Genomic DNA, 24,756 nt, shown 5'->3' on the forward strand with positions numbered 1-24,756 from the left:
ATCATATAGCATGTTTGGCAAAAAAAACAGGGGGCTTCACAGGAAAATGTGAACTTTCCTCAGGAAAGTATGCGGTCAATCGTTTTATTCTGGCACAGGATGGTAATCATGGATAGAAGTATAGATATGACGTACTTATTGAGCTAAGCATAGTCCTTAATGAAGAAGAATATTGAAGGAGGAACATCGAGTGAGTGACCATCAACAGCCCCCGACAGGTTTGCCTTCCATACCGGAATCCCTGTGGAGAGCGACAAACACATTCAATGAATATCCGAAACTGACAGAAAATACAACCGCCGATGTCGCCATTATCGGAGCAGGAATTGCAGGTATCACAACAGCCTATTTGCTGGCCCAGAAGGGCATGCGTGTCGTTGTGCTTGAAGCCGGAAAAGTACTGGATGGCACAACCGGCCATACAACGGCCAAGGTATCGGCGCAGCATGGCGTCATATTTGATGAATTGCTTCACCATTTTGGAGAAGAACAGGCCCGCATGTATTATGAAGGCAATGCAACAGCTGCCAAGTGGATGCGCGATCTGGTGAAAGAGAAACAGATTGATTGCCAGTGGGCTGAGGAAGATGCCTATGTCTACATTCAATCCGAGGAGAATCTCAAGAAGCTGGAGATCGAGCTGACTGCCTATGGCAAGCTGAATATTCCTGGTCAATGGGTTGATCCCCTTCCCATCCCTGTTCCGTCCAGGGCAGGGATTAAAATGCCGGGACAGGCTCGCTTTGACCCGCTCCGTTATTTGCATTACCTGCTGGAATCCGCAGTCAAACAAGGTGTCCGCATCTTCGAACATACAACGGTAACCGATGTGGAGGAAGACGCCTCACTGCATGTGCGTACACATGAGAATGGTCCATCCGTAACGGCCGAACATGTCGTTGTGGCCTCCCATTTCCCGGTCTATGACCCTGGATTTTATTTTTCACGGCTTCACGCTGAGCGTTCCTATGCTGTTGTTGTTGAACCTCAGAAACCTTTCACCGGTGGCATGTACATCTCTGACGATGAACCCTATCGATCCCTGCGTACCGTCATTCATAAAGAGAAGGAACACATCCTCTTTGGAGGGGAAAATCACAAAACCGGACAGGGCATCTGCACGGTCGGTCATTATGAAAATTTGGAGCGCTATGCAGCCGATACATTTGGCATTCGCAGCATCCCTTTCCGCTGGTCAGCCCAGGATCTGATCTCCATCGATAAGGTCCCTTACATTGGGCCAATTACTGGACGACATGAACGTGTCTATGTGGCTACCGGCTTTGCCAAATGGGGCATGACCACAGGAACGATGGCTGGGCATATCCTTACGGACCGGATTACCGGACGCGACAACGCTTACGCTGCTGTATTCGATCCTGCACGATTCAAGGTAGACCCTGGTGTGAAAAACTTCCTTGTAGAGAATGTCAATGTAGCCGCGGAACTGATCTCTGGCAAAGTCGGCATTATTCACAAAAACACGGGAGAACTCGGCAACGATGAAGGGGCTGTTGTTCGCCATGACGGCAAACGTGCTGGCGCCTACAAGGACCCGACTGGCAAACTCTTTCTGGTGGATACTACCTGCACCCATTTGGGTTGTGAAGTGGAATGGAATGCCGGGGAACGTTCATGGGATTGCCCATGCCATGGATCACGCTACGATTATGCGGGCAAAGTCATTGAAGGCCCTGCCGTTAAAGACCTTAAGGTGCTGGAAGCACAAGAATAAACGAAGCTGATACCCCCATCAGCGTATATCTTCATCCCATAGACCCGAATCGGAATCCGTCTGCAGACGGAAGTAATCGATTCGGGTTTTGCGTATGCTGATCTATAGGTAAATTAGCGAGACAACGAAATGAGTCCAACTTAGCGGGACATCGTGATATGGAACTATTTTAAAATCACTACCTTGCATTAAACAGTACCGGATGCTATGATGAATTCACGACTACTGAACAATACACACTAGTGATTGGATAGAGAGCAACAAGGAGGAACCCAAGTGAATGTTAATATTCAATTCAAAAAAGGGGTGCTGGAACTATGCGTCCTCGTGCTGATCAACCGCCAGGATCGTTACGGCTACGAACTGGCTCAGGCTGTATCCCAGCATATTGAAGTGGCGGAAGGTGCGCTGTATCCCCTTTTGCGAAGGTTGGTCAATGACGGCTATTGTACGACTTACCTGCAGGAATCCAGTGAAGGCCCACCACGTAAGTATTACAAACTGTCTGATACCGGACGGGATTATATGAAGACTCTCACGAATGAATGGAATAGTTTTGTGCGCAATGTCGCAAATCTTATAGAGGAAGGTACCCCCAATGAATAGACAACAATTCATGCAGGCCATGGAGATTCATCTAAGACCGATGGACCCGCTGGAACGGGCCGAATTGCTCGCTGATTATGAACAGCATTTTGAGATGGGATTAAGAGAAGGAAGACCGGAAGAAGAGATTGCACGGGAACTGGGGCATCCGATCGAGATTGCCAAAGAAGCGTTAGGTGATCGGTATGATGCACTTACGCCTGGATCCGATCCGTTCTATGCGCCAACATTCGAAGAAATGCGTTCACAGCAAAAGAAGGGAAATCGAGCTGCACGCAACTTCTTCACAGCCATCGGACTTTTTTTCCTGAACATCATGTTGGCCATTCCGCTAGGATTGACTCTGTGGTCGGTATGGCTCACCATTGCCAGTTTATCGCTGCTGGTATTAGCCCCGGTTGCTGCTGCTGTGGATTTCTTATATCTCGGCCATTTCGAGTATTCTGAATTGTTCGTTTCGATTGGAGTATTCGGTATAGGCATTCTATTCGCCATTGCGACAAAATCGGTGTTTAAATCCTTTAAGTCAATCACTCTTCAGTATATAAGATGGAATCAAAAGACGATGAAAGGGGATGATGTCTAGTCATGAGCACCAAAAAATGGATCGCTTTAGCCATACTATGTATCGGCATCGGTTTGCTCGGAACCTCCATTTACGGAGTTCAGTTCGGAGACAAGAGAGAACCTTACTCCAAACGTTGGGAATTCAAAAATGATGAGCTGCACAATATCATGATGAATGCCAACTTAAGCGCAGATATTGAATTCGTTGTCAGTCCGGATTCCAATGGCTACATTGAAGTCGACGGAAAGTGGGATCCGGCCGTAATTGAAGTTTTTAAACAGGCTTCGATCAAGGATGGAACCTTTACGTTAAACCAGGAAGCGCGTTTGCGTTTGCAATTTTTCACCCTTTATTGGAATAATCAGCAGCAAACGATCACAGTTGCGCTACCTGAAGGACATCAGCTGGATGAAGTTAATATCACCTCTTCTTCCAGCGATCTGGATCTGAAGGGTCTGCATGCCAATACCTTGGACCTTAATAATACGTCTGGAAGCATTCACCTTCAGGATATTACCGTACCAACCATTCAACTCGATCTAACTTCAGGAGATATTAAAGCAGCGGCAATTGCGGGAGATATGGAAGTCAAACAAACTTCCGGAAGTTTCACGCTGAATGGCATTGATGGTGATGTGACCCAAAGTGTACAGTCGGGAGATACCAAAATTACGCAATTGAACGGTGCTGCAAATGTTAAGTTCACTTCCGGCAGTGTGAAGATCGAGCAAGAAGTCTCCGGTCCCATTGATGTATCGGGACAGTCAGGGGATATTTCCATACAGGCGGCGCCTGATTTTGATGGCATTTACGACGCACAGGCCATTTCCGGTGATGTAAATATACCTGATTCCCCCATGGTAAGCCGTGAGGTTATCAAAGCTCGCACCACTTCAGGCAGTATCAAAATCAAACAATCTTAATAAATCATGATGAAGCAAATATTCGAACTGTGGGTAATATAGTATAATTAAGTGCTAGTCCAATTCTAAGGAGGAGTTACCCACATGGAACTTAAAAATAAAACGGCTGTCATCACTGGCGCCGGTAAAGGTATTGGCCGTGCCATTGCTGAAGCACTTGCCAAGGAAGGTGTACATCTCGGACTGATCGCTCGGACGGCCTCCGATCTGGAAGCTCTCCAGCAATCGCTGAGCCAGGAATATGGTGTAAAAGTAACCAGCGCCATTGCGGATATTTCCGATCGTACGCAGGCTGAAGCAGCCGTAGCTGCGATTGAGATGGAGCTTGGCGCAGTCGATATTTTGATCAACAATGCGGGCATTGCAAGCTTCGGCACACTGCTGGACATGGACCCGGAAGAGTGGGAACGTATCCTGCATGTTAATGTCATGGGTACATACTATGTAACTCGTGCTGTTCTGCCAAGCATGATTAAGGAAAGCAGCGGCAGCATTATCAACATCGCATCCACCGCAGGCGAGCGTGGATTTGCTACAGGCTCAGCTTACTGTGCTTCCAAATTCGCACTGCTCGGCATGACCGAATCCCTGATGCAGGAAGTGCGCAAATCCAATATCCGGGTTACTGCGTTAACACCAAGTACAGTGAACACGGAGCTGGCAACCAATGCCGGACTCAAAGTTGGTGACGAAGACCGCATGATGCAAGCGGAGGACGTAGCTGAACTGGCTTTGGCGACGCTCAAGCTGTCGGACCGTGTATTTGTTAAAGCTGCAGGCATCTGGACAACTAATCCACAGTAAGCAGGAGTAGTCCGACCATTTATAAAGAACAATGAATGACGGAAGCAACCATTTCTAATGATGCACTCCGTCGCCATCCGGCCGCCCGAGAAACCTCTGGGCGGCCTTTTACATATTCAGCAGCTGCCATCGTGTCCGAATACGATTCATCATGCTGATTCTCTACCCTTATGATTAATGCAGCGTTACTTCTCCATTCCACGATCCTCTGCTTATGCGTTCCACAAATGGTCCAAATCCAGCTCCTTGGATACGGCGATCAGCACTACCGCCGGCTCATCCCCAATATTGGTTACTTCGTGGGGAACGATGGCATTCCAGCTGAATGAATCCCCCGCTTCCAGAATCTCTACATCCTCACACTGCTCTGCGCGAATTCGGCCTTGCAGAACCAGATGGCTCTCTTCTCCGGCGTGCTTATTAACTCCAGTCGATGCACCTGCTGGCAGCTCCACAATGGACATGCGCATGGCGCCCTTGGCCGTTAGATGCTGTACTTTGATCTGCCCACTTCCGGCAGTCGTCTCCTTGCGCTCATCCTTGCGCACCACGTTCATCCGCTGCTCCGGTGACAGCAGCAAGTATGGCAGTGGCACTTCCAGATAATCCGCGATACTTTCGAGTGTCGCGATGGACGGTGATGTTTTATTATTTTCCACGTTGCTGATAAATCCCTTGGACAGCCCCGTACCCTCACACAATTGCATGATGGTGATCTGTTTTTGTTTGCGGATCGTACGAATGGCTAGACCAATATCCATGCTGCAATCTCCCCCTTTTTGATCTGTATATCCGATCTGTATATCCCGAACTGAATATTCATTACTTCATCTTATTCTGCGTTAGGTTCATAAAAAACAATCCGGTTGCCAAATGGATCAATCACTGTCATTTCCCTTAGATTCCACGGCGTGTCGGTAATGCCAGGTCTGGAATGCTTGTACTTTTTCCGATTAAGCTCCTCACATAATGAATCGAGTGCGTCCGTTTCTATTCGCAAAGCCGTTCCAGGCGTACAATCGCCATGATGTCCGGATAGATGCAATTGAATGGAATCCAGAGATACCTGCATATATAGCGGCAAATCTGCCTCAAACCGATGCTCCCAATCCATTCGAAAACCCAGATATTCCAGGTAGAACTCTTTCGCCTTGTCTTCATCAAATATCCTTAGAATAGGTACAATTCCGCTGAGCATAATGATCACGTCCTTGAAAGTAATATGTGGATTACTTTGGCGATCCGCCTGATACATCGTATAGAGCATTATAGATTCCTTATACGGAACATATTTTCATAATACAAAAAAAATATTGACCCTACAATGGAATCATGATAAATTTTGTTCATATATAAGAATATTAATTTCATATTAGTGAACTTTATTTTGATTATACCTATTTCTTATCAGGTGGTGTTTGCATTGAATTATTCAATGACTTACGAGGTTCGGCTTCCTTCCGATTACAATACAGAACAACAATATCCCGTTATCTTTGCCCTGCATGGTATGGGTTCGGATGAACAGGATATGCTTCGTTTAATGGAGCCTCTTCAGTCCGATTTTATTATCGTCGCCGTACGTGGGCCTATTGTTCAGGGGAGCGGCTACGCCTATTTTCAAATTAAAAGCATTGGCAATCCCGTCCGTGAGTTGTTCGACGCCTCTGTTCAGGCACTGCAGCAGCTAATGGTTGATCTGTCCGCCCAATATGCTATTGATCCCGCACGGCGTTACATCGCCGGATTCAGTCAGGGAGCCATTATGGCGATGACACTCTCGCTGATCATGGGAGATGCAATCAAGGGAATTATAGCCATGAGTGGTTACATCCCGCAATTTGTAAAAGACGAATACAAGATACAGCCCAACTCGGAGTTATCTGCATTTATATCGCATGGCGATCAGGATCACCTCTTCCCACTGCAACTTGGCGAAGATAACGCCAGCTTCTTCCGTGAACATACCCATAACGTTACGTATGTTCCATATCACGGTGGACACCAAGTCACCCCCGACTTATATCAACAATTTCAACAATGGCTTCGGACGGATGCCAAGCTGGCTGCCGAAGACCCGAAAGGACTGAATTCATAATGATGCCATCCCTGTTTATCGCTCACGGTGCACCATCACTCGCACTGGAAGAAAATGCCTACACTGAGTTTCTGCAACAACTTGGACAGGAACTGCCGAAACCCAAAGCGATCGTATTGTTCTCTGCTCACTGGGAATCTACAACTCAATTGGTTTCTTCAGTAGCCAATTACGAGACCATCTATGATTTCGGCGGCTTCCAGCCCGAGCTGTATCAGATCAAATATCCTGCTCAGGGACACGAAGAGACAACAGCGGAAATCCAGCGCCTGTTCGCAGATGCTGGTATTCCGGTAGAAAGTGACTCCGTTCGTGGTTTGGACCACGGTGCATGGGTCGTCCTCCGTCTACTCTATCCGAATGCGGACGTTCCGGTCGTTGCTTTATCCGTGAATCGTTATCTTTCCAATGAACAGCAATATCAGGTAGGACAAGCGCTGGCTACTTTGCGTGAGCAGGATGTTCTCGTCATTGGCAGTGGAGGAACGGTACACAACCTGCGTCAGTTAAACTGGGAAAGCGCAGGCGTTGACCCTTGGGCGATGGCGTTTGACAACTGGCTGCAAGACAAGCTGGTAAGCTGGGATACGACGTCCCTCTTCGCATATGATAAACTGGCACCATCAGCCCAAGCAGCCGTGCCTACGCCAGAGCATTTTGTACCATTGCTGCTCGCCATGGGTGCAGGAGATCAGAACAAGCAGGCATCCCTTCTGTTCAAAGCCTATCAGTATGGTAACCTGAGCCTGTCATGCTGGAAATTTGATTGATCGATTGATATAACACCTTATATAAAAATAACCAGACACTCGTGCGAACTCGCACGGGTGTTTGTAGTGATATGACCTTTTTTGCATAATGCTGGGAGTTGTAAAGCAAGCTATAATAACATTTAGTGGAAATGACCAAGCTGTAATTAAGGAATACTCTTTCTACACCTATCACATCTTTCTGGGAGGAACATTCGAAGTGGCTGAACAACCAAAGTCTGAGAGCTTGATGTCTCTCGTCAAAAAGGGAAACACATCCTCGGCCGTAGCGATGGCAGGAAATGCTGTACTTGCACTGTGCAAAGGAGGAGCCTTTCTATTCAGTGGCAGTGGCGCCATGTTCGCCTCGGCGATGCACTCTTTGGCCGATGCCATCAACCAAGGGTTTGTCTTTGTCGGGAGTGTGTTGTCCGAGAAAAAACCTACACGCCGCTTTCCGACCGGATTCGGGCGAGTCATCAACATTTTCTGTATGATTGCCGTTATCGTTGTTACCATTATGGCGTATGAAACGATCCATGAAGGGATTCACTTGTTACTGCATCCGGCTGCTCATTCCGGCGGTATCTGGATTAACATCGGCGTGCTGGTGCTTAACATTGTGATCGATGGAGCCATTTTGATCAAAGCGATGAAAGAAATTCTACACGAAGCACGCGCGCCCAAAGCGTCAGGCCTCGCCCTTTTCCCTGCTGCGATCAAAAATGTAGGACGCGCCGCACCGCCAACACGGCTTGTATTTTACGAAGATATTGTAGCGGTACTCGGTGCTACACTTGCACTGGTCTCTGTCGTCGTCATTGCACTGACCAATTTTGCATTGCTCGATGGAATCGTGACGACGATCATTGGATGCCTGATGATCGCTGTCGCTTTCCGTGTCGGTTATGACAATATGATCGGATTGATTGGGGTAGCGGCTCCACAGGATGTTGAGGATAAAGTATCCCAGACCATTCTGGCAGACTCTCATGTTGCAGATATCCAGATGATGCGCATTATTCAGGAAGGTCGTTATTACCACGTCGAGGGTCTGATTGAACTGACCAAAGGACTGAGTCTTGCCGATGCAGATGATATCAAGTTCCGTATCCAGGAAAAGTTAATGACAGATCCGGACATCGCCGATGCAGTCATCTCGATTATCGAAGATGATGGCGTTAACAGCTGGGGCAAGAAGCATTCGGATGCGGTGAAATAGGGTATTACCCTGTTTTCATAATATAAAAAGGCCCACTCTTTGCGGAGTGGGCTTCTTTACATAGCAAACTACATGGCTGCTAAAGCTTGCGCTAAACTTGTTGGTTGGAATTCACTGACTGACTATCACGGGCTATGTTTCTGCCACCCTGCTTCATGCCCATCTCCATCATTTTATTCAGCCATTTCAGACGGAATGCCTCAGTGGAGCCTTTAATTGGACTAACCTCAGTTACACGTACTGGGGAGATCCCGCAGAATTTGAGAACATTGGATTTCATGACCCGGTGCCCTGCATGTCTGTAAATGAATCGATTGTACAAGCGTGGTGTGTCCATGGTCACAATGATATGGGCAGACCTTCCTTTCAGCAATTTGTCCCACAGAGGCGAGTTCTCCCGATCTTTCATCGCGAAGCCAGGCAAAAATACCCGATCAATAAACCCTTTCAAAATAGCGGGCATCACACCCCACCATGTCGGATATACAAACACCAGATGGTCCGCCCATCGAATCAATTCCTGAGCTCTCACCAAATCAGGTTCCAATTCTGTCCGCTGACGGTAGCCGTACTGAAGATTGAGATTAAACTGAATATGGCTCAGGTCGATCAGTTCCACAGAACTGCCTGATTTCCGTGCTCCTTGTACATAGGCTTCCGATAGTGCTTTGCAGTAACTTTGCGGATCAGGATGGCCATTAATCACCAGAATATTTGATTTCATACATCTGTTCCTCCTGTATAATCATATTCATGAAGGCTGAAGAAGCTGGCATATCACAAGCATAGAATGAACGCATACATAAACAAATGATCAACGGCGCCGAAACATTGCTGATTCGCGCAAAAGGGGGTAGCATGAACAACCATAATCACGGTGTGTCCATTTCCATGTTGTATCCGATTATGAAGACGCTGGTGAACAAAGGGTACGAATCCGAAGCGTTTTTCGAGTACGTCAGCTTAGATCCTGCTATGATGCAGAATCCGGAAGCCCGTATTCCAGTTGAAGAGTTAGAACGTATTATGCAGTATGCTGCGAGATACTCGGATGATCTGTATTTTGGATTGAACCAGGGACAACTGCTGGACTTCGCGGACCTGGGACTTCCCGGTTACGTCATGATGCATTCCAAGACGATTGGAGATGCACTCGCTGCTTATCAACGATATAACATCATTCTATATAGTGGATTTAATCTCGATTGGGAAGTAGCCGGAACGGATTTGATCCTTCAATTGTCTTTGCAACATTCGGAGAAGCAGATGTCCCGTCATTGTGTGGAAGATATGGCTGTCTCAATGGTGTATTTGATCAGCAAACTAGCGAATCGCCGGGTGGAGTTAAAAGAGGTACAGTTTAGTCATCAAGCCCCTGCTGCTTCAGGCGATCTGTCTCCTTATGTTGGCATGTTCGGAATAGAGCCGCGATTCGAGGCTACCCGTACACTCCTGCGAATGCACAAAGACATTCTGGATCAGCCCGTATTATATTCGGATGCAAGAATGCTGAAGGTCTTTGAAACCATGGCTCAGGAAAGCAAAGATGAGCTTCATTCATCTCAATCATTCTCTGACAAAGTAAGTCGGTGGATGATGGAGAGCCTACCAACCTTCTTTCCCACATTACAACACACCGCAGAGTATCTGGGCGTGAGCATTCGCACACTTCAGAGCAGATTGCGTGAAGAAGATACAACGTTTCATGAGATATCTGTTCAGGTACGCAAGGAAATGGCATTGCGATATTTGCAGAAAGGAACCTATTCCGTGGGGGATATTGCGTATGCCTTACATTTTTCGGAGCAAAGCGCGTTTCAGAATGCCTTCAAAAAGTGGACCGGACAGACGCCCGGGCAATACCGTTTGAGCCTCAAGCAGCCCATGCAGCCCCGTAGTTGAATAATCCCGAATCCAATCCTCCTAAGGGGATTAGTGATTACATGTTTTGAACCTAGACTTTAGTCTAGGTGAAGTTTAACTCCAAAGACCGAGGATACCCTCTTGCGGTTCATGGTATGCTGTGAATAACGAGAATACATACTCCATGATTGTTCGGGAATTGATCTTGTATTGAAAAGGAGAGATATCATGGCTAAACGCACCATCCTTGCGCCTGTGCTTATTTTGCTCGGCGTGTACCTGATTTTGAACCAGGGAGGTTCACTTGGTCCGGGTACAATCTTCGCCACGTTCTGGCCCACCCTATTTGTAATTCCACTGGGGCTATTCTTCCACTGGCTGTATTTCTCCATGATTGGACGAGGGATTGGATTGCTGGTGCCCGGTGGCATCTTGCTTACGGCAGGTATTGTCAGCCAGATCGCCATGCTCTTCGGTAACTGGAGCACGATGTGGCCTGGCTTCATTCTTGCGGTAGCAGTAGGTTTGTTTGAACTGTATTGGTTCGGTGGCCGTAACAAATGGTTGCTGATTCCGATCAACATTCTGACGGTTATCTCATTGTTATTCTTCTCCGTGATGTCGATTGGCACGATGCTGAACAGCCTGTCCTTTGTCCAGCCGTTCGTGGCCATTGTGCTGATTATGGGCGGGGCATGGATCATTGTGGGTCGCAAAAAGCGCATGTAAATCTTATGTCGTTTACACTTGACCACTGCGGTGACAGAACAACTTCGGATCGCTGTTATCCCCAGATTTTTTTGAATCCCATCTAGAATGGGAAAATCCGGGGATAAGCGTATGCTTTCGAAGTAGCTTTCTTTCAGAAAGCTTTTAGGCGAACGCTTCGCTTCCTTCGTTTGTTCTGTCCCCTCCGTTAACGTGTACACGAAAAAAAATTTGACATGTGCTTTTGCTCTGAGGCAGGGTAAAAAAATATAGGGGTGCAGCTCGTCATTCAATTGAAATGACGAGCTGCACCCCTATTTATTCTAACGAACTTTACACACGCTATTGGCGGTGATTTATGCTGATTGAAGTTTTAACGAATTAGAGAGACGCTATTCTGTCTAAGCCGCGGCTTATTACCGTTTAAACACCATTTTTATAAAGAATAGCTTCGCTGAAGTTCGTTAGCATTCGTAACCCTCGGAAATCAGCCCAATAAAGTGCGGTAGATTCGTTAGCGCTTTGAGCGAAAGAACAGTCCCTTTCGGGACTCTATGCAGGTACTTGTTGGCAGTCTATCCGTTCTAAACATAGCCATGTATCTGGCATTTTGACAAACACCTTCCTTGCCGTACCGCTTATTTGCTATGCATTTTAAATTCAAGGAACAAATCGTTATAATGCGAGAGCATTTTTTTGCCCAGATTATTGTACACTTCCAGCTTACCCGTCAGTGTCTCATCTGGATAGAATCGCTCATCCTCGGAAATATCCTCTGGCAGCAGCTTCAATGCCTTGGCGTTCGGTGTAGAGTACCCGACATATTCAGCATTACGAGCCGCATGATCCGGGTCCAGCATGAAGTTGATAAACTGATGAGCGCCTTCAATATTACTGGCAGTCTTCGGAATAACCATGTTATCGAACCAAAGGTTTGAGCCTTCCTCCGGAACCACGTAATCCAGCTTGTCGTTCTCATCCATAATTTCTGACGCATCACCGGACCATACGAGTCCGACCGCCGCTTCCTCGTTTGCCAGCAGCATTTTGATCTCGTCTCCGACAATCGCTCTGACGTTAGGCGTCAGGGTGGACAGTTTCTTCAAAGCTTCCTGCAGATGATCTTCGTTCGTATCGTTCAACGAATACCCGAGGCTGTTCAGCCCCATGCCGATGACTTCACGGGCACCGTCGAGCAGCAGGATTTGATTTTTCAAACGTGGGTCCCACAGGTCGTTCCAGCTCTCAAATGTTAACCCATCGACCAGTTCAGGATTGTACACAATACCCACCGTTCCCCAGAAGTAAGGGATGGAGTACTTGTTGCCCTCATCAAAGGACAGGTCCATGAACCGGGAGTCGATGTTGCTCAGATTGGGCAGCTTGCTGTGATCCAGCGGAATGAGCAGGTTTTCCTCTTTCATTTTGCTAATCGCATACTCGGAAGGAATCGCTACATCAAACGTCGTTCCGCCCTGCTCAATCTTGGTTAACATCGCTTCGTTCGAATCAAACGTCTGGTAGATCACCTTGATGCCAGTCTCTTGCTCAAATTCCTTCAGCAAATCGGGGTCGATATAATCGCCCCAGTTGTAGATCGTCAGCGTGTTGCCGCCGGAATATCCCTGACTCTTGTTCAGATACGAAGCGAGAATCATCAAGGCAAAGGCAGCCACAAATACAATTGCAAATGTCCGAACCAGTTGCTTCATGGACGCAGCCCCCTTCCCGCAGGCGTACGCGCGGCACGGCGGTTAATGAAGTAATACCCAACCACCAGCAGCACTGTCAGCAGGAACAGCAGGGTCGACAGCGCATTGATGGACAGTGACACGCCCTGCCTTGCTCTAGAGTAAATCTCCACAGAGAGCGTGGAGTATCCGTTACCCGTAACAAAGAATGTTACCGCGAAGTCATCAAGCGAGTACGTCAATGCCATGAAGAATCCGGCAAAAATGCCTGGTTTAACGTATGGAAGCACGACACGAGTCAGGATCTGCCATGATCCAGCACCCAGATCGCGCGCTGCATCCATCAATGTCGGACTCATCTCCTGAAGCTTTGGCAGTACCATAATTACGACAATCGGCACGCTGAATGCAATATGAGACAACAGTACCGAAGTGAATCCAAGCTTAATGCCAATCATGGTGAACAGAATCAGAAAGGATGCACCGATGATGACATCCGGACTAACGATCAGCACGTTATTGAGTGACAGCAACGTATTCTTGGTCCGTTTACGCCGCACATGATAGATCGCCAGTGCCCCTGCCACACCGAGCATCGTCGAGATCGCCGAGGACAAGAGCGCAATAATAAACGTATTGAGTACAATGATCAGCAGCCGGGTATCGGCAAATACTTCCCTGTACCATTCCAATGTAAACCCTTCGAAGCCGCGCATATGCCCGCCACTGTTGAAGGAATAGAAGATCAGATACGCGATCGGTGCGTACAGGATGGCGAATACAACGGCCAGATAGACGTTAGACAGCTTTCCGTTTCTTCCCATTACGCACCTCCTTCTTGCCTGATCCAGTCAGGAACATAATGATCGCCATCGCAATAATCAAAAAGACGGCAATCGTCGAACCCATCCCCCAGTCCTGGGTGACGAGAAAATGCTGTTCAATCGCTGTTCCCAGCGTAATTACTCGGTTCCCCGCAATAAGGCGGGTAATCATGAACAAGGATAGCGCCGGAATAAATACGGCCTGGCAGCCGGATTTCACACCGCTGAGCGTCAACGGGAAGATAACCCGGCGGAACGTCAGCCATGACGATGCCCCAAGATCTCGTGCTGCATAGATCAGCGACGGATTCATCTCTTCCAGCGCGTTGAAGATCGGCAGGATCATAAACGGAATGAAGATGTACACCGAGACAAAGATAAAACTGAAATCGGTGAACAGAATCTGTTGTGTGCCAATGCCCACCACTTCAAGCAGGGAATTGGTCAAGCCATACGTGCCGAACAGGCCGATAAAGGCGTACGCTTTTAACAACAGATTGATCCAACTTGGCAAAATAATAAGCAACAGCCACAGCTGCTTGTGCTTTGTACGAGTCAGTAAATACGCCGTCGGATACGATACCAACAGCGAGAACACCGTGATCAGAAATGCATACCAGAACGAGCTCAGGGTCATCTGCATGTAAACAGGTGTAAAGAACCGAGCGTAGTTACCCAACGTGAAATGGCCTTCCACATCGAAGAACGAGTAATACACCACCAGCAGAACCGGAGCAACTACAAACAACACCATCCATAATACATATGGAATCAGATACGCATTGCGTGTACTCGCCTTAGTCTGCATGAACGGCCTCTTGGTAGGCTTCCAGACGTTTATCGAACTCTTCTTCCGTCTCGTTAAAGCGCATGACGTGGATGGCTTCCGGGTCAAAATACAGTCCAATCCGAGCGCCTACGACGGCTTTCTTGGTGGAATGCACCAACCACTCATTACCCGCATCATCGTAGGTCGATATCTCGTAGTGCACCCCACGGAACAGCTGAGAGTCCACGTTGACCTGCATCTTGCCCTGCTCCTCGGTTGTAATCTCCATATCCTCTGGACGAATCACAATCTCCACAGGCTCGTCCCGCTGCAAACCCTGATCGACACATTCGTACTCTGCGCCAGCGAATTCCACCACAAAGTCCTGCTTCATTTTGCCGGATACAATGTTCGATTCACCAATAAAGTCCGCCACAAAACGGTTGATCGGCTCATCATAGATATCATTCGGTGTACCGCTTTGTTGAATGACGCCGCCGTTCAGGACAAAGATCTCATCCGACATCGCCAAGGCTTCTTCCTGATCATGCGTGACAAAAATAAACGTAATGCCGAGCCGTTGTTGCAGCTCACGCAGTTCATACTGCATTTCGGTCCGCAGTTTCAGATCGAGCGCCGAGAGCGGCTCGTCCAGCAGCAAAATCTCGGGTTCATTCACAATCGCCCGCGCAATGGCGACACGCTGCCGCTGTCCGCCAGACATTTCGCCAATTTCACGGTTTTCATAACCGGAGAGATTGACGAACTTGAGTGCTTCCAGCACTTTGCCGCGAATTTCAGCGGTTTTCATTTTTTTGATCCGCAAACCAAAAGCTACGTTCTCAAATACGTTCAAATGTGGAAATAACGCGTAATCCTGAAATACGGTATTCACCTGCCGCTGGTGAGCCGGCACTTGGTTAATCAGTGCACCGTTAAAATAAATACTGCCCTGTGTCGGCTCCGCAAAGCCGGCGATCAGGCGCAATATCGTTGTTTTCCCGCAGCCTGACGGGCCGAGTAGCGTATAAAATTTACCCCGCTCAATCTCGAAGCTGACTTCCTTCAATACGGCTTCATCCTGATCGTATTGCTGGGTCACCCGGTCGAACCGGATAATCGGTTGTTGTTCTGACATGCTTCATTTCGCCCCCTTTAAACTTGAGGTATACGTTGAGCCTGTACACTTCTTTTCATGCATGCTTCATTACAAATCCCATCTATTATATATGATTCAGCTATATCCGCAATGGTTTTGATGTAAACGCCATGTGTTATTTCTTCTTATTCTCACAAATACAGCATACATTACGGGTATATGTCGATATCTACGCATCCATGTAGAGCGATTTCATGAGGATTTCGGATCAAGTCATGTGAGAGGAGGCCTGTTGGTGGATATCCGCCGTAACCTGCCTTTGCTGATGATCATTTGTTTTCTGAGTCAGATGGGCGGTTTCATGATCCTGCCTCTGTTCCCTCTGTTTATTGAGGAATTCGGCCTGTCCGGCTGGATGATGGGGGTTATTTTTGCACTGTTTTATGTCGGCAAAGTGATTGGCGGGGTGCCCGCTGCGGCACTCTATCGGAAAATTGGGGGCAAGCGGGCACTTATTGCCATGCTGCTGCTGCTCGCTGTTTGTATGGGCGGTTTCGCTGTATCTTCTGCGGCGCTCGTATTCGGTCTGCTGCGGTTGCTGCAAGGGCTCGCTTCTACCGGACTTACCGTCGTCGTGCGTTCCATCATCGGGGATGAGGGGAATGTCGACAACCGGGGGCTGTACAACGGTTATATCAGCAGCAGTGAAGGCGGGGGCATGGTGCTGGGTCCAGTCATCAGCGGCTGGCTCTCGTTGCATTGGCCGTTATCGGTGCCCTTTTTACTCGTGACCGTGTGCTGCCTGATGGCTGTGGTTGCGGCAATGGGGATGAAGACAGCAGGAAAGTCCAATCCTGTATCTGAAAATGTGGCGGATGGCCACGACTTAAGCAAGTCTCCAACGGATGCTAAACCAACGCAAACGCCTGCCGACTATACAGTTTCTCCAGTAAACACTACTCCTAGCCCAATCACTCCTGAACCGTCCACCGGACTTACCCGGCGGCAGCAACTTATAGGCTACGGCACGGTCCATTTCCTGGAGATGAGCGCTTATGCCGTGTTTCTGACTTACTTTGCGTTGTATGCCGCTCATATCATGCACTGGGACCCGTTTGCGATCAGTCTGGCCTTTACCGTCGTTGGTATCTCTACACTCGCGGCTGCTCCGGTGGCAGGTTACCTGTCTGATCGAATGGGTGATCGTCTGCTGCTCTGTATGTTCGGTATGCTGATGATTGGTATCGAAGTGGTCGTTTTTCTGAGCACATCTTCGTATGTGCTGGTTTACGTGGGCATGCTGATCGGCGGTGTAGGCGGAGCATGTTACATGGATTCCTTCTTTGCTCATATCGGGGATCATATCCCGGACGAGGGTAGGAGCTCCGTCATAGGCAAAATTGTCTCTGTGGCAGAGATCGGTTCCATCGTATCCCCTCTGGTGGCTGCTCTGCTTGTGGAGCGTGGATCGCTGTATACCGTGTTTGTGTTCAATCTGCTTCTGATCGCCGCTGCCATTGCCGTTCAGGCAGTGATGCGCAGCCGTTACAGATCGAAACGTGTGTAGATGCACAAGACTGCCCACATCAGTGGGCAGCCTCCAATCATTTTTTACCCAATAGCGCTGCGATATGTAGTGCATTTTCTTCGATTTTACTTTTTAAATAAGGGTCTGTGTTCTCAGGTAATTCCGTCGGCTTGTAAAACTTCGCTTCAAGAACTTCCACCCCATCGGGCTTCAACTTACCTTCGAACTCTGTGCAAATATAACCAATAACCACATTATAATATTCATGTCCGTTTCTTAATTTCGTATATAACTCTTTTCCCGAAAAGACGCCGTACAAATCAAGTTTCTTGATCTCTATTCCAATTTCTTCTTTGACCTCTCGTCTCGCCGACTCTTCCACCGATTCGCCCAACTCCATAAATCCACCCGGTACTCCCCAGGTATGATCCACATGTCGAACCAACAAAACTTCACCCGATTTATTCAATATCAAAATACTCGGTCTCACCAGAATAACGGGTGCATTGCCAACCATTTCTCGAAGCGATTCAATATAGCCCATAGCTAATCCTCCTATATTAAGTCATGATCCTCATTATAGAAGTTCAATTAATTCCCATATAGAGAAATAATATTCAGCTTTATTTCCTATTTTAGAGCCTGTGCTTTGAAGAAAACACAGCAAAAATAACCCGCTCGCACATTAGTGTGCAAACGGGCATTTCATAGGTGAATTCTCAGGCTGGGACTGACGATCCCCCTCAGGTTGTTGTTTTCCCCCGTCCATCCGTTGAGCTTCCGTTTTCTGTGTATCCAGTGTGTAGGAATGATCTCCATAGAAAAAGTTAGGCTTCACAATCTCATTGCGATAGGAACTGTGGAAAATATGCGTCGTCGCCGGCGACACCGGTGGAATCAGCCAGACCCAATCACCTGTCAGTTCACGCCCGGCCTTCTCTTCTCGCTGCTCAAACAGAGCAAATTGCGCTGCCGCCGTGTGATGATCCACAATGCTGACGCCTGCCTTCTTGAACGAATGAAGCACAGCTACATTCAGCTCTACCAGAGCCCGATCCTTCCAAAGTGTCGTTTCACTCGACGTATTCAGGCCAAGTGCTGCCGCTACCGCTGGTAGTTTATTATACCGAAACGTATCCGCCAGATTGCGTGCGCCAATCTCAGTCCCCATATACCAGCCGTTGAATGGTGCTGCCGGATAGGATATGCCACCAATCTCCAGCCGCATATCGGCAATCATCGGCACACCGTACCAGCGCATGCCCAGTTCGGCAATTTCTGGACGTTCCGGATGTTCAATCCTCACTTCCACGATGTCTTCCTCGGGCACAGGATACCACTCGGGAGCTTGTCCCTGAGCCTGGATAATCAATGGAAGCACATCATAAGGCGTACCTTCCCCCTGCCAGCCAAGCGACATTGCTGTCTTCGTGAGCTCAACGGATGCAGGGTCACCTACAATGCCTTCCGTCGTCTCATATCCGGCATAACGGATCAACTGGTGATTCCAGATTCGCACGGGGGCTCCATTCGGTCCATCAGGTGGAAGGATCGTAATCATGGGAATAATCTTCCCTTTGTTGGAGGCCGCTCTGATGTGCGTCATCACAGCATCCGCTGCCGTTCCAACCGTATCTGCATGACGTGCATCAACGATGCGCAGTTTATCCCAGAATAGCCGCCCGATGCAGCGATTGCTGTTCCGCCATGCCATTTTACAGCCATGCTCCAATTCATCCGCAGTATGCACATATGTGCCTGTGTGCTCAATCTCGTTCAAAACGGCAACAAGCCGGGCCTGCGCGTCTTCACGCGAATGGCCCAGCTCTTCATAACATCTATATATAAACCGTTCAGCTTCTTCCCGCAGTTCATCCAGGTCTGTCCGCATTATTCACTCCACCAATCTATACATCTTGAATGCCATCATTATACGGCAAGCACACCGGATTTGTAAGCGAACGGGCACTTTGTTCACGGACTCTACATATCGTTTGTTCAGGATGCATGCTAACTTAGCTTATTTGCCCAGAAATGCGTTTAACATCCAGACCTCTTTATCCAATACTGCGGTGAATCCAATCAACATATCTTCGGTCGCATGATCTTCAGCTTCGCCAGCTGCTTGAATACCCTGGTTAATAACACCCACCATCGCTTGCAGATCAGCAACTACGGTTTCTACCATTTTTTCAGCCGACAACTGTCCCTGTGCTTCCTCAATAGGTGACAACCGTAGTTGTTCAGCCATCGTTGCGACCGGACGTCCACCAATGGCCAACAGACGTTCTGCAGCTTCATCCATATTCGCCGTAGCCAAGTTATATAACTCTTCGAATTTGGCATGAAGTGTGAAGAAATGAGGACCTTTCACATACCAATGGAAGTGGTGCAATTTGGTGTACAATACAGACCAACCTGCGATCTGGCGGTTCAGGACCTCTTGAAGTTCAGTGGCGTGGTTTGCAAAAGTATTGTTTCTAGTTTGGATTGTGCTCATGGAATTTATCCCCTCTCGAATACGATATAGTTTTGATTTTGATAACGTCATTTAACTTGCTTTCGGTTTTTTTAATTTAGACTTAATCTAAATCTTGTTTTAATTATAACACTGCCCATATCCTTTGTGAAGGCTTTAGCCTACTCTTTCGAATGAAGATTCCATGAAGCTACGCTTCATGTTTGGCTTGGGTAGGAAGACCATTTTAAACACCTTTACACACATTATCTATACCTCGATTTTCACCGATGTACAATAACAATCCTCACGTCGTATATAACAAAAAACAGCCCTAATCCTCATGGAGGGTCAGGACTGCACCAACGCACATAGCGTACGCTTTATTGTTGAATCAACTCGGATGTAAGGATACGGCTTACCTCTTCATAACTGCGCGCTACATGATGTGGCTGATGCTCTGATTCTGGCAAAGCACCACGATGGTTGAACCAGATCACTTTCCATCCGGCATCCACTGCACCGACAACATCATTGCGCCAGGAATCGCCGATGTAATAACTGGAACCGGAATCCGATCCCGTCTGCCTGCTTACATGCTCAAACAATCTGCGATCCGGCTTGGCGTAACCAAGGGTACCCGATATGAAAATGCGTTCCTCGGGAATAAGACTGAGTACATCCAGCGCTTCGAGCTTCCGCTGCTGATGTTTTCCTTCTCCATTGGTAATTAATCCCACCACATGCCCTTCTGCAAGAAGTCTTCGGATAAGTTCATATGCTCCATCAAAGGGCTGAATCTGAAACTGTCTACTCAAATACTGTGCTTGCAGTTCTTCAGCCTGCCCCGGTTGTAGGGGATATCCAAATTCCTCCATGGTCAGCTCAAATCTGCGATAACGCATCCGTTCCACCGCTTCGGGTTCGGGTACAGCAGACAAGTCTTCTTGGGCAGACAGCCAGTCGCTATAATAACGGAAGCGATGGTATGCCTGATCATACGGAAAATCATCTGATAAACCAAGAACCTCCTGTAGTGCTCCTTTCAACGGTTGCAAGTGGTCATACAGGGTATCGTCTACATCGAAAAAGATGGCTTTTGTTTTATTTAATTTTTTCATAAATGCTACTTATCCTCCTGGCGTTGGCTCCGAACATTCTCTTCTTACTATATATGTATTCATTTGCTTCGTCCAAATAATGAATCACTTCCAATTCCTCTCTGTTTGATCCTGCACAAAAAAAACACCCCGTCTCACAACATGATGATAGTGAGATGGGGTGTCACCAATTTTTTAATTTAACATTAATTCACGATCAACAATCTAATTGGAGATACATCACAAAATGTGTGTATTCGAATTAAAGTATCAACGGAACAACCTTGCCTGCATTCACATCAATCAGGCCGTGATCGGTAATTTTCAGAGCCGGACTTACCGCAAGGGAATGGGTACTGATGGACATGATCGGGTTATAGTGCACGTAACCAAGAGACAACATCGCTGCACGGAGCTCTTTTACTTGGTGTGACACCACCGCCAGCGGTTCCTCCGTCAAAATGCCACCCACAGGAAGTTCGAGATGGGACAACACTTTCCCGTCTTCCACCACACAGAACCCACCCTGACTCGAAATCACCGTGTTAGCTGCCAAGATCATATCTTCACGATTGCGCCCTACGACCAATAGGTTGTGGTTATCATGTGAATATGTTGTCGCAATGGCACCTCGCTTGATCGTGTCTCCACCAATCAATCCATGTGCCCGATTACCATTCACTCCATAACGTTCAAAGGTCGCAATCTGTCCATATTCGCTCTCTTCCCAGAGCAGTTCACCATTCGCAGCCTGGACCTGTGCAATATGCTCTTCCACAAAGGTTGAACCATCCTTCACCATCATAACCCGGCAGTTGTTTAAACCATTTTCAGATAACTGTGCGTCTGAGTCTGATGCTATACTTTGCCCATTCACCTTCGGATCAGACAAACGGATTGCAAAATCCTCGGCTCCCAGCAGATCCAATTGTACGCTCTTGTAAAAGTGAGGTGGGAACTGTCCACTAATTCGGTCCTGCTTGTACGGTTCGTAGTCGTCATAAGCTTTACGGCCATTTTTGTATACCTGCTCTACTGCAAGTGTATCTAAGTTGGACAGCAGCACATAGTCCGCCACTTTGCCTGGGGCAATGCTACCGCGATCGGTCATTTTCATCCGGGATGCAGGGGTTGAGGTTGCAGCGTAAATCGCATCTTCCGGGCGCATACCCATCCGAATGGCCTTACGCACGATATGATCCAGATGTCCCCGTTCCACCAGCGAATCCGGCATAACATCGTCCGTTACGAAGCAGAAATGCTGAGCGACATCATGCTGAATCAGATATTCCATAACTTCTGGCGTCATCGATTTTTCCTGAATTTCAATGAACATACCTGCTGCAATTCGCGCCTGCAAGCCTTCAATACTCTGATGTGTATGATCGGAATCGATGCCCGCATAGATCAGTCGGTGCAGATCCAGCCCAAGCAATTTCGGTGTATGACCTTCAATCACAAGATCTGGATAGTTTTTGCGAATATGCTGAAGAATCTGGTTGGTCTTGCATTCCGGATCACGGATGACGTCCACATAGTTCATGATCTCACCCAGACAGATGATCTCGCCAGTAGCGAGCAGCACATCCATGTCTTCGATTTCAATTGAACCACCTGTTGTTTCCATCGGCGTCGCCGGAACGGAGCTTGGGATGGCGTAGAACATGTCTACCGTTGTCTCGCGACTGGCCGACATCATCTCCTGCACACCTTCCAGCCCAAACACGTTCGCCATCTCATGCGGTTCCGCCACAATGGACGTTACCCCGCATCGGATCAAGCCATGGGAAAAGGTTGTCGGTGTCACCATCGTACTCTCAATGTGCAGATGAATATCAATAAGGCCCGGAATCATGTAACGTCCACGTGCATCAATCACTTCATCGGCTTCAATCATCTCCGGTCCGCCTGGCCCAACATACATAAATCTACCGTCCAGTACAGCCACGTTGTTCATTTCGAATCGTTTATAATAACTGTTATACACATGTACATTCTTAATTAGTTGATCTGCACGCATGGGGCATAATCTCCTTCTTCATGAGCATCTTACAGCGATCCAGAGCAGCAGCTACAACTAGCTATATTGCTCTGGATTCAGCTGATAAAATACCTCTTTTGCTGCTTCTGCTTCCTGCTGCTATTCCACAAGAACAAGTTTATCCTGCGGGAAAATCAGATTAACCCGCTGTCCGCTGAGATAAGGTGTCTCCATCTCCTGATTGGCTGTGAAGTCGCCCAGTTCTGTCTCAATGACGTACTGATAACTGCGTCCAAGGTACGTGCTTACTTTGATAATCCCTGGCAAAGCATTTGCCATGTCCCCGGAGGTATCTCCACTAACCATCAGATCATCCGGGCGAATCGCACCTTTGCGTGCACCGGGACGTGCTGTTCCGGGATGCGCTGTTGCCGTGAACAAACGACCACCCGCTTTCAGCGTGATCATCTCTCCTGCATCACTGCGCTCTGCGAATTCAATAAAATTGTGGAAGCCGATAAATTGGGCTACAAATTCCGTGGCCGGGTATTTAAAAATCGTCTCTGGGCGGTCGAGCTGCTCGACTACGCCTTTGTTCATAATCGCTACCTGATCCGAGATGGAGAAGCACTCCTCCTGATCATGAGAGACATAAAGTGTCGTAATGCCCAGTTCCTGCTGAATCCGGCGGATCTCCACCCGCATGTTCAGCCGCAGGTTGGCATCCAGGTTACTGAGTGGTTCATCGAACAACAGCAAATCCGGTTCAATGACGAGTGCGCGGGCAATCGCCACACGCTGACGCTGTCCACCCGACAGTTCCTGCGGGAAGCGTTTCTCGAAGCCGTTCAGGTTCACCACTTCAAGGATGCGCATTACACGTGAAGAAATATCCTTATCTTTTACCTTGCGCATCCGCAGGCCGAAGGCCACGTTGTCATAGACAGACAGATGCGGGAACAACGCATAACTCTGAAATACAAATCCGAAATTCCGCTTGTTTACCGGAACCTTCGTGTAATCCTTGCCGCCGAACATAAACTTGCCCTGTGTTGCTTCCAGGAATCCGGCGATGAGGCGCAGCGTAGTTGTTTTACCGCAACCGCTCGGTCCGAGCAGGGAGAGCAGCTTACCTTTTTCCAGCTCCAATTGAAAATCCTTCAGGATCGTCTGGTTATCGTAAGCCACCGATACGCGATCCAATGTCAGCAATGCCATAGCGTTCTGCGCCTCCAATTAACGTTTAGTAAAGTATGAGAATCCGCCCATGATCCGTTCGATCACGAACATTAAAAGTCCAGTCAATACCATCAAAAGCACGGAAATGGCTGCAATGGTTGGGTCAAAATAATTTTCTACATAGGTCAGCATCTGAATTGGCAATGTGCTTACCCCTGGTCCGGTCATAAACACGGAAATGTCCACGTTGTTGAACGACTCCAGAAAGGCAATCAGCACCGCCGCGAGAATCCCTGAGCGAATGTTAGGCAGCACGATCTGGAAGAACGTTCTAACCCGTCCTGCGCCGAGACTCAGGGCTGCTTCTTCTACCGCAAAGTCAAAGCTCGACAGACTCGATGCGATAACGCGAATGATAAATGGAAGCATAATAATCGTGTGACCGATTAGCAGACCTAGATACATCGGCAAATGATAGATCACGATCAGGTATTTCATCAATGTAAAACCAAGCACGATTCCCGGAATGAGTACCGGAGACAGGAACAATGCATTCAGCACCGACTTGCCTTTGAAATCATAACGACTAAGTGCGTACGCAGCCGGAACCCCGAGCAACAGCGCCAACAAGTTTCCCAGTAGGGAAATGATGATGGACGTCTGGAACGTGCGGAGGAAACCGCCTGTGTTGAAAATATTCTCGTACCAGCGGAGGGAGAAGCCCTCCGGCGGAAATTTGAGTACCGTCCCCGGTTCAAACGAAGTCACCGAGATGATCAGAAGCGGGCCCAGCAGAAAGATAAAGACCAGCAGACTGAACAGGCCCAGCCCGATATGTTTCTCCCGCATAT

At 48.0% G+C, this 24,756-nt stretch carries 25 protein-coding genes; 11 read left to right on the forward strand and 14 right to left on the reverse strand.

The genetic code is table 11. The features are described from left to right. The first annotated feature begins 190 nt into the window (after nt 1-190). The 5 genes from MKY42_RS30375 to MKY42_RS30395 all read left to right on the forward strand — a co-directional run bounded on the left by MKY42_RS30375 (nt 191) and on the right by MKY42_RS30395 (nt 4,636). Nucleotides 191-1,735, forward strand: a complete 1,545-nt coding sequence (locus tag MKY42_RS30375; RefSeq protein ID WP_179262657.1) for an FAD-dependent oxidoreductase — start codon at nt 191-193, stop codon at nt 1,733-1,735. Between the two features lie 276 nt (nt 1,736-2,011). Then, nucleotides 2,012-2,341, forward strand: coding sequence for a PadR family transcriptional regulator (locus MKY42_RS30380; protein ID WP_076287486.1), 330 nt, complete (start codon nt 2,012-2,014; stop codon nt 2,339-2,341). Then, on the forward strand, nt 2,334-2,927 hold the full coding sequence (locus MKY42_RS30385; RefSeq protein ID WP_339847044.1) for a DUF1700 domain-containing protein: 594 nt from the start codon (nt 2,334-2,336) through the stop codon (nt 2,925-2,927). Before MKY42_RS30380 ends, MKY42_RS30385 begins: the two co-directional genes overlap by 8 nt. 2 nt (nt 2,928-2,929) lie before the next feature. Beyond that, nucleotides 2,930-3,832, forward strand: coding sequence for a DUF4097 family beta strand repeat-containing protein (locus tag MKY42_RS30390; protein ID WP_339847046.1), 903 nt, complete (start codon nt 2,930-2,932; stop codon nt 3,830-3,832). An 84-nt stretch (nt 3,833-3,916) separates the two neighbouring features. After that, nucleotides 3,917-4,636, forward strand: a complete 720-nt coding sequence (locus MKY42_RS30395) for a 3-ketoacyl-ACP reductase (protein ID WP_090903393.1) — start codon at nt 3,917-3,919, stop codon at nt 4,634-4,636. A gap of 212 nt (nt 4,637-4,848) precedes the next feature. Here the strand turns inward: MKY42_RS30395 and MKY42_RS30400 are convergent, their stop codons facing one another. After that, nucleotides 4,849-5,397 carry an XRE family transcriptional regulator gene (locus MKY42_RS30400; RefSeq protein WP_090903392.1) on the reverse strand — a complete coding sequence of 183 codons (549 nt, stop codon included), beginning with the start codon at nt 5,395-5,397 and terminating at the stop codon, nt 4,849-4,851. Nucleotides 5,398-5,468: 71 nt separating this feature from the next. Further along, complete coding sequence (locus MKY42_RS30405; RefSeq protein WP_339853166.1) at nt 5,469-5,834, reverse strand: glyoxalase superfamily protein; 366 nt, start codon at nt 5,832-5,834, stop codon at nt 5,469-5,471. A gap of 225 nt (nt 5,835-6,059) precedes the next feature. Between MKY42_RS30405 and MKY42_RS30410 the strand changes: the two genes are divergently transcribed. The 3 genes from MKY42_RS30410 (at nt 6,060) to MKY42_RS30420 (ending at nt 8,705) form a co-directional block, all read left to right on the forward strand. Next, complete coding sequence (locus tag MKY42_RS30410; RefSeq protein WP_339847049.1) at nt 6,060-6,734, forward strand: alpha/beta hydrolase-fold protein; 675 nt, start codon at nt 6,060-6,062, stop codon at nt 6,732-6,734. Beyond that, nucleotides 6,734-7,504 carry a class III extradiol ring-cleavage dioxygenase gene (locus tag MKY42_RS30415; RefSeq protein ID WP_339847051.1) on the forward strand — a complete coding sequence of 257 codons (771 nt, stop codon included), beginning with the start codon at nt 6,734-6,736 and terminating at the stop codon, nt 7,502-7,504. Before MKY42_RS30410 ends, MKY42_RS30415 begins: the two co-directional genes overlap by 1 nt. A gap of 199 nt (nt 7,505-7,703) precedes the next feature. Continuing rightward, on the forward strand, nt 7,704-8,705 hold the full coding sequence (locus MKY42_RS30420) for a cation diffusion facilitator family transporter (RefSeq protein ID WP_339847054.1): 1,002 nt from the start codon (nt 7,704-7,706) through the stop codon (nt 8,703-8,705). 91 nt (nt 8,706-8,796) lie between these two features. Here MKY42_RS30420 and MKY42_RS30425 read toward each other — a convergent pair whose 3' ends face one another. Further along, nucleotides 8,797-9,429, reverse strand: coding sequence for an NAD(P)H-dependent oxidoreductase (locus MKY42_RS30425; protein WP_090903386.1), 633 nt, complete (start codon nt 9,427-9,429; stop codon nt 8,797-8,799). Between the two features lie 134 nt (nt 9,430-9,563). On the opposite strand from MKY42_RS30425, the gene MKY42_RS30430 reads away from it, so the two are divergent. Together MKY42_RS30430 and MKY42_RS30435 are read left to right on the forward strand one after the other, a co-directional pair. Continuing rightward, nucleotides 9,564-10,607: an AraC family transcriptional regulator gene (locus MKY42_RS30430; protein ID WP_339847058.1), complete on the forward strand. Its 1,044-nt coding sequence runs from the start codon at nt 9,564-9,566 to the stop codon at nt 10,605-10,607. A 189-nt stretch (nt 10,608-10,796) separates the two neighbouring features. Continuing rightward, nucleotides 10,797-11,297, forward strand: a complete 501-nt coding sequence (locus MKY42_RS30435; protein ID WP_076287481.1) for a hypothetical protein — start codon at nt 10,797-10,799, stop codon at nt 11,295-11,297. Nucleotides 11,298-11,914: 617 nt separating this feature from the next. Here the strand turns inward: MKY42_RS30435 and MKY42_RS30440 are convergent. The 4 genes from MKY42_RS30440 to MKY42_RS30455 are packed head-to-tail and all read right to left on the reverse strand — an operon-like array spanning nt 11,915 to nt 15,698. Then, a complete protein-coding gene (locus tag MKY42_RS30440; RefSeq protein WP_110000634.1) occupies nt 11,915-12,988 on the reverse strand; it encodes an ABC transporter substrate-binding protein in 1,074 nt (357 codons plus the stop codon). Then, complete coding sequence (locus MKY42_RS30445; protein WP_064641797.1) at nt 12,985-13,791, reverse strand: ABC transporter permease; 807 nt, start codon at nt 13,789-13,791, stop codon at nt 12,985-12,987. The genes MKY42_RS30440 and MKY42_RS30445 overlap by 4 nt, the downstream gene beginning before the upstream one ends. After that, nucleotides 13,766-14,599, reverse strand: coding sequence for an ABC transporter permease (locus MKY42_RS30450; protein ID WP_090903382.1), 834 nt, complete (start codon nt 14,597-14,599; stop codon nt 13,766-13,768). The genes MKY42_RS30445 and MKY42_RS30450 overlap by 26 nt, the downstream gene beginning before the upstream one ends. Next, nucleotides 14,589-15,698, reverse strand: a complete 1,110-nt coding sequence (locus tag MKY42_RS30455; RefSeq protein WP_079695543.1) for an ABC transporter ATP-binding protein — start codon at nt 15,696-15,698, stop codon at nt 14,589-14,591. The genes MKY42_RS30450 and MKY42_RS30455 overlap by 11 nt, the downstream gene beginning before the upstream one ends. A 256-nt stretch (nt 15,699-15,954) precedes the next feature. Between MKY42_RS30455 and MKY42_RS30460 the strand changes: the two genes are divergently transcribed. Further along, nucleotides 15,955-17,226, forward strand: coding sequence for an MFS transporter (locus tag MKY42_RS30460; protein WP_339847071.1), 1,272 nt, complete (start codon nt 15,955-15,957; stop codon nt 17,224-17,226). Nucleotides 17,227-17,263: 37 nt separating this feature from the next. Here the strand turns inward: MKY42_RS30460 and MKY42_RS30465 are convergent, their stop codons facing one another. The 7 genes from MKY42_RS30465 to MKY42_RS30495 all read right to left on the reverse strand — a co-directional run bounded on the left by MKY42_RS30465 (nt 17,264) and on the right by MKY42_RS30495 (nt 24,754). Then, entirely contained in the window at nt 17,264-17,731 is a 468-nt protein-coding gene (locus MKY42_RS30465) for an NUDIX domain-containing protein (RefSeq protein WP_339847073.1), read from the reverse strand. Between the two features lie 141 nt (nt 17,732-17,872). Further along, nucleotides 17,873-19,078: a nitric oxide synthase oxygenase gene (locus MKY42_RS30470; RefSeq protein ID WP_339847076.1), complete on the reverse strand. Its 1,206-nt coding sequence runs from the start codon at nt 19,076-19,078 to the stop codon at nt 17,873-17,875. Nucleotides 19,079-19,207: 129 nt separating this feature from the next. Next, entirely contained in the window at nt 19,208-19,687 is a 480-nt protein-coding gene (locus MKY42_RS30475; RefSeq protein WP_339847079.1) for a DNA starvation/stationary phase protection protein, read from the reverse strand. A gap of 341 nt (nt 19,688-20,028) precedes the next feature. Further along, nucleotides 20,029-20,766, reverse strand: coding sequence for an HAD family hydrolase (locus tag MKY42_RS30480; protein WP_339847081.1), 738 nt, complete (start codon nt 20,764-20,766; stop codon nt 20,029-20,031). A 241-nt stretch (nt 20,767-21,007) separates the two neighbouring features. Further along, the gene (locus tag MKY42_RS30485; protein ID WP_339847084.1) at nt 21,008-22,765 is read right to left on the reverse strand and encodes an adenine deaminase C-terminal domain-containing protein; all 1,758 of its coding nucleotides are present in this window, start codon (nt 22,763-22,765) and stop codon (nt 21,008-21,010) included. A 120-nt stretch (nt 22,766-22,885) separates the two neighbouring features. Continuing rightward, nucleotides 22,886-23,944: an ABC transporter ATP-binding protein gene (locus tag MKY42_RS30490; RefSeq protein ID WP_339847086.1), complete on the reverse strand. Its 1,059-nt coding sequence runs from the start codon at nt 23,942-23,944 to the stop codon at nt 22,886-22,888. 18 nt (nt 23,945-23,962) lie between these two features. Then, nucleotides 23,963-24,754, reverse strand: a complete 792-nt coding sequence (locus MKY42_RS30495) for an ABC transporter permease (RefSeq protein ID WP_024632851.1) — start codon at nt 24,752-24,754, stop codon at nt 23,963-23,965. Nucleotides 24,755-24,756 lie beyond the last annotated feature (2 nt).

It is taken from the genome of Paenibacillus sp. FSL W7-1088 (genome assembly GCF_037969855.1).
In the GTDB taxonomy this organism is placed as follows: Bacteria; Bacillota; Bacilli; order Paenibacillales; family Paenibacillaceae; genus Paenibacillus.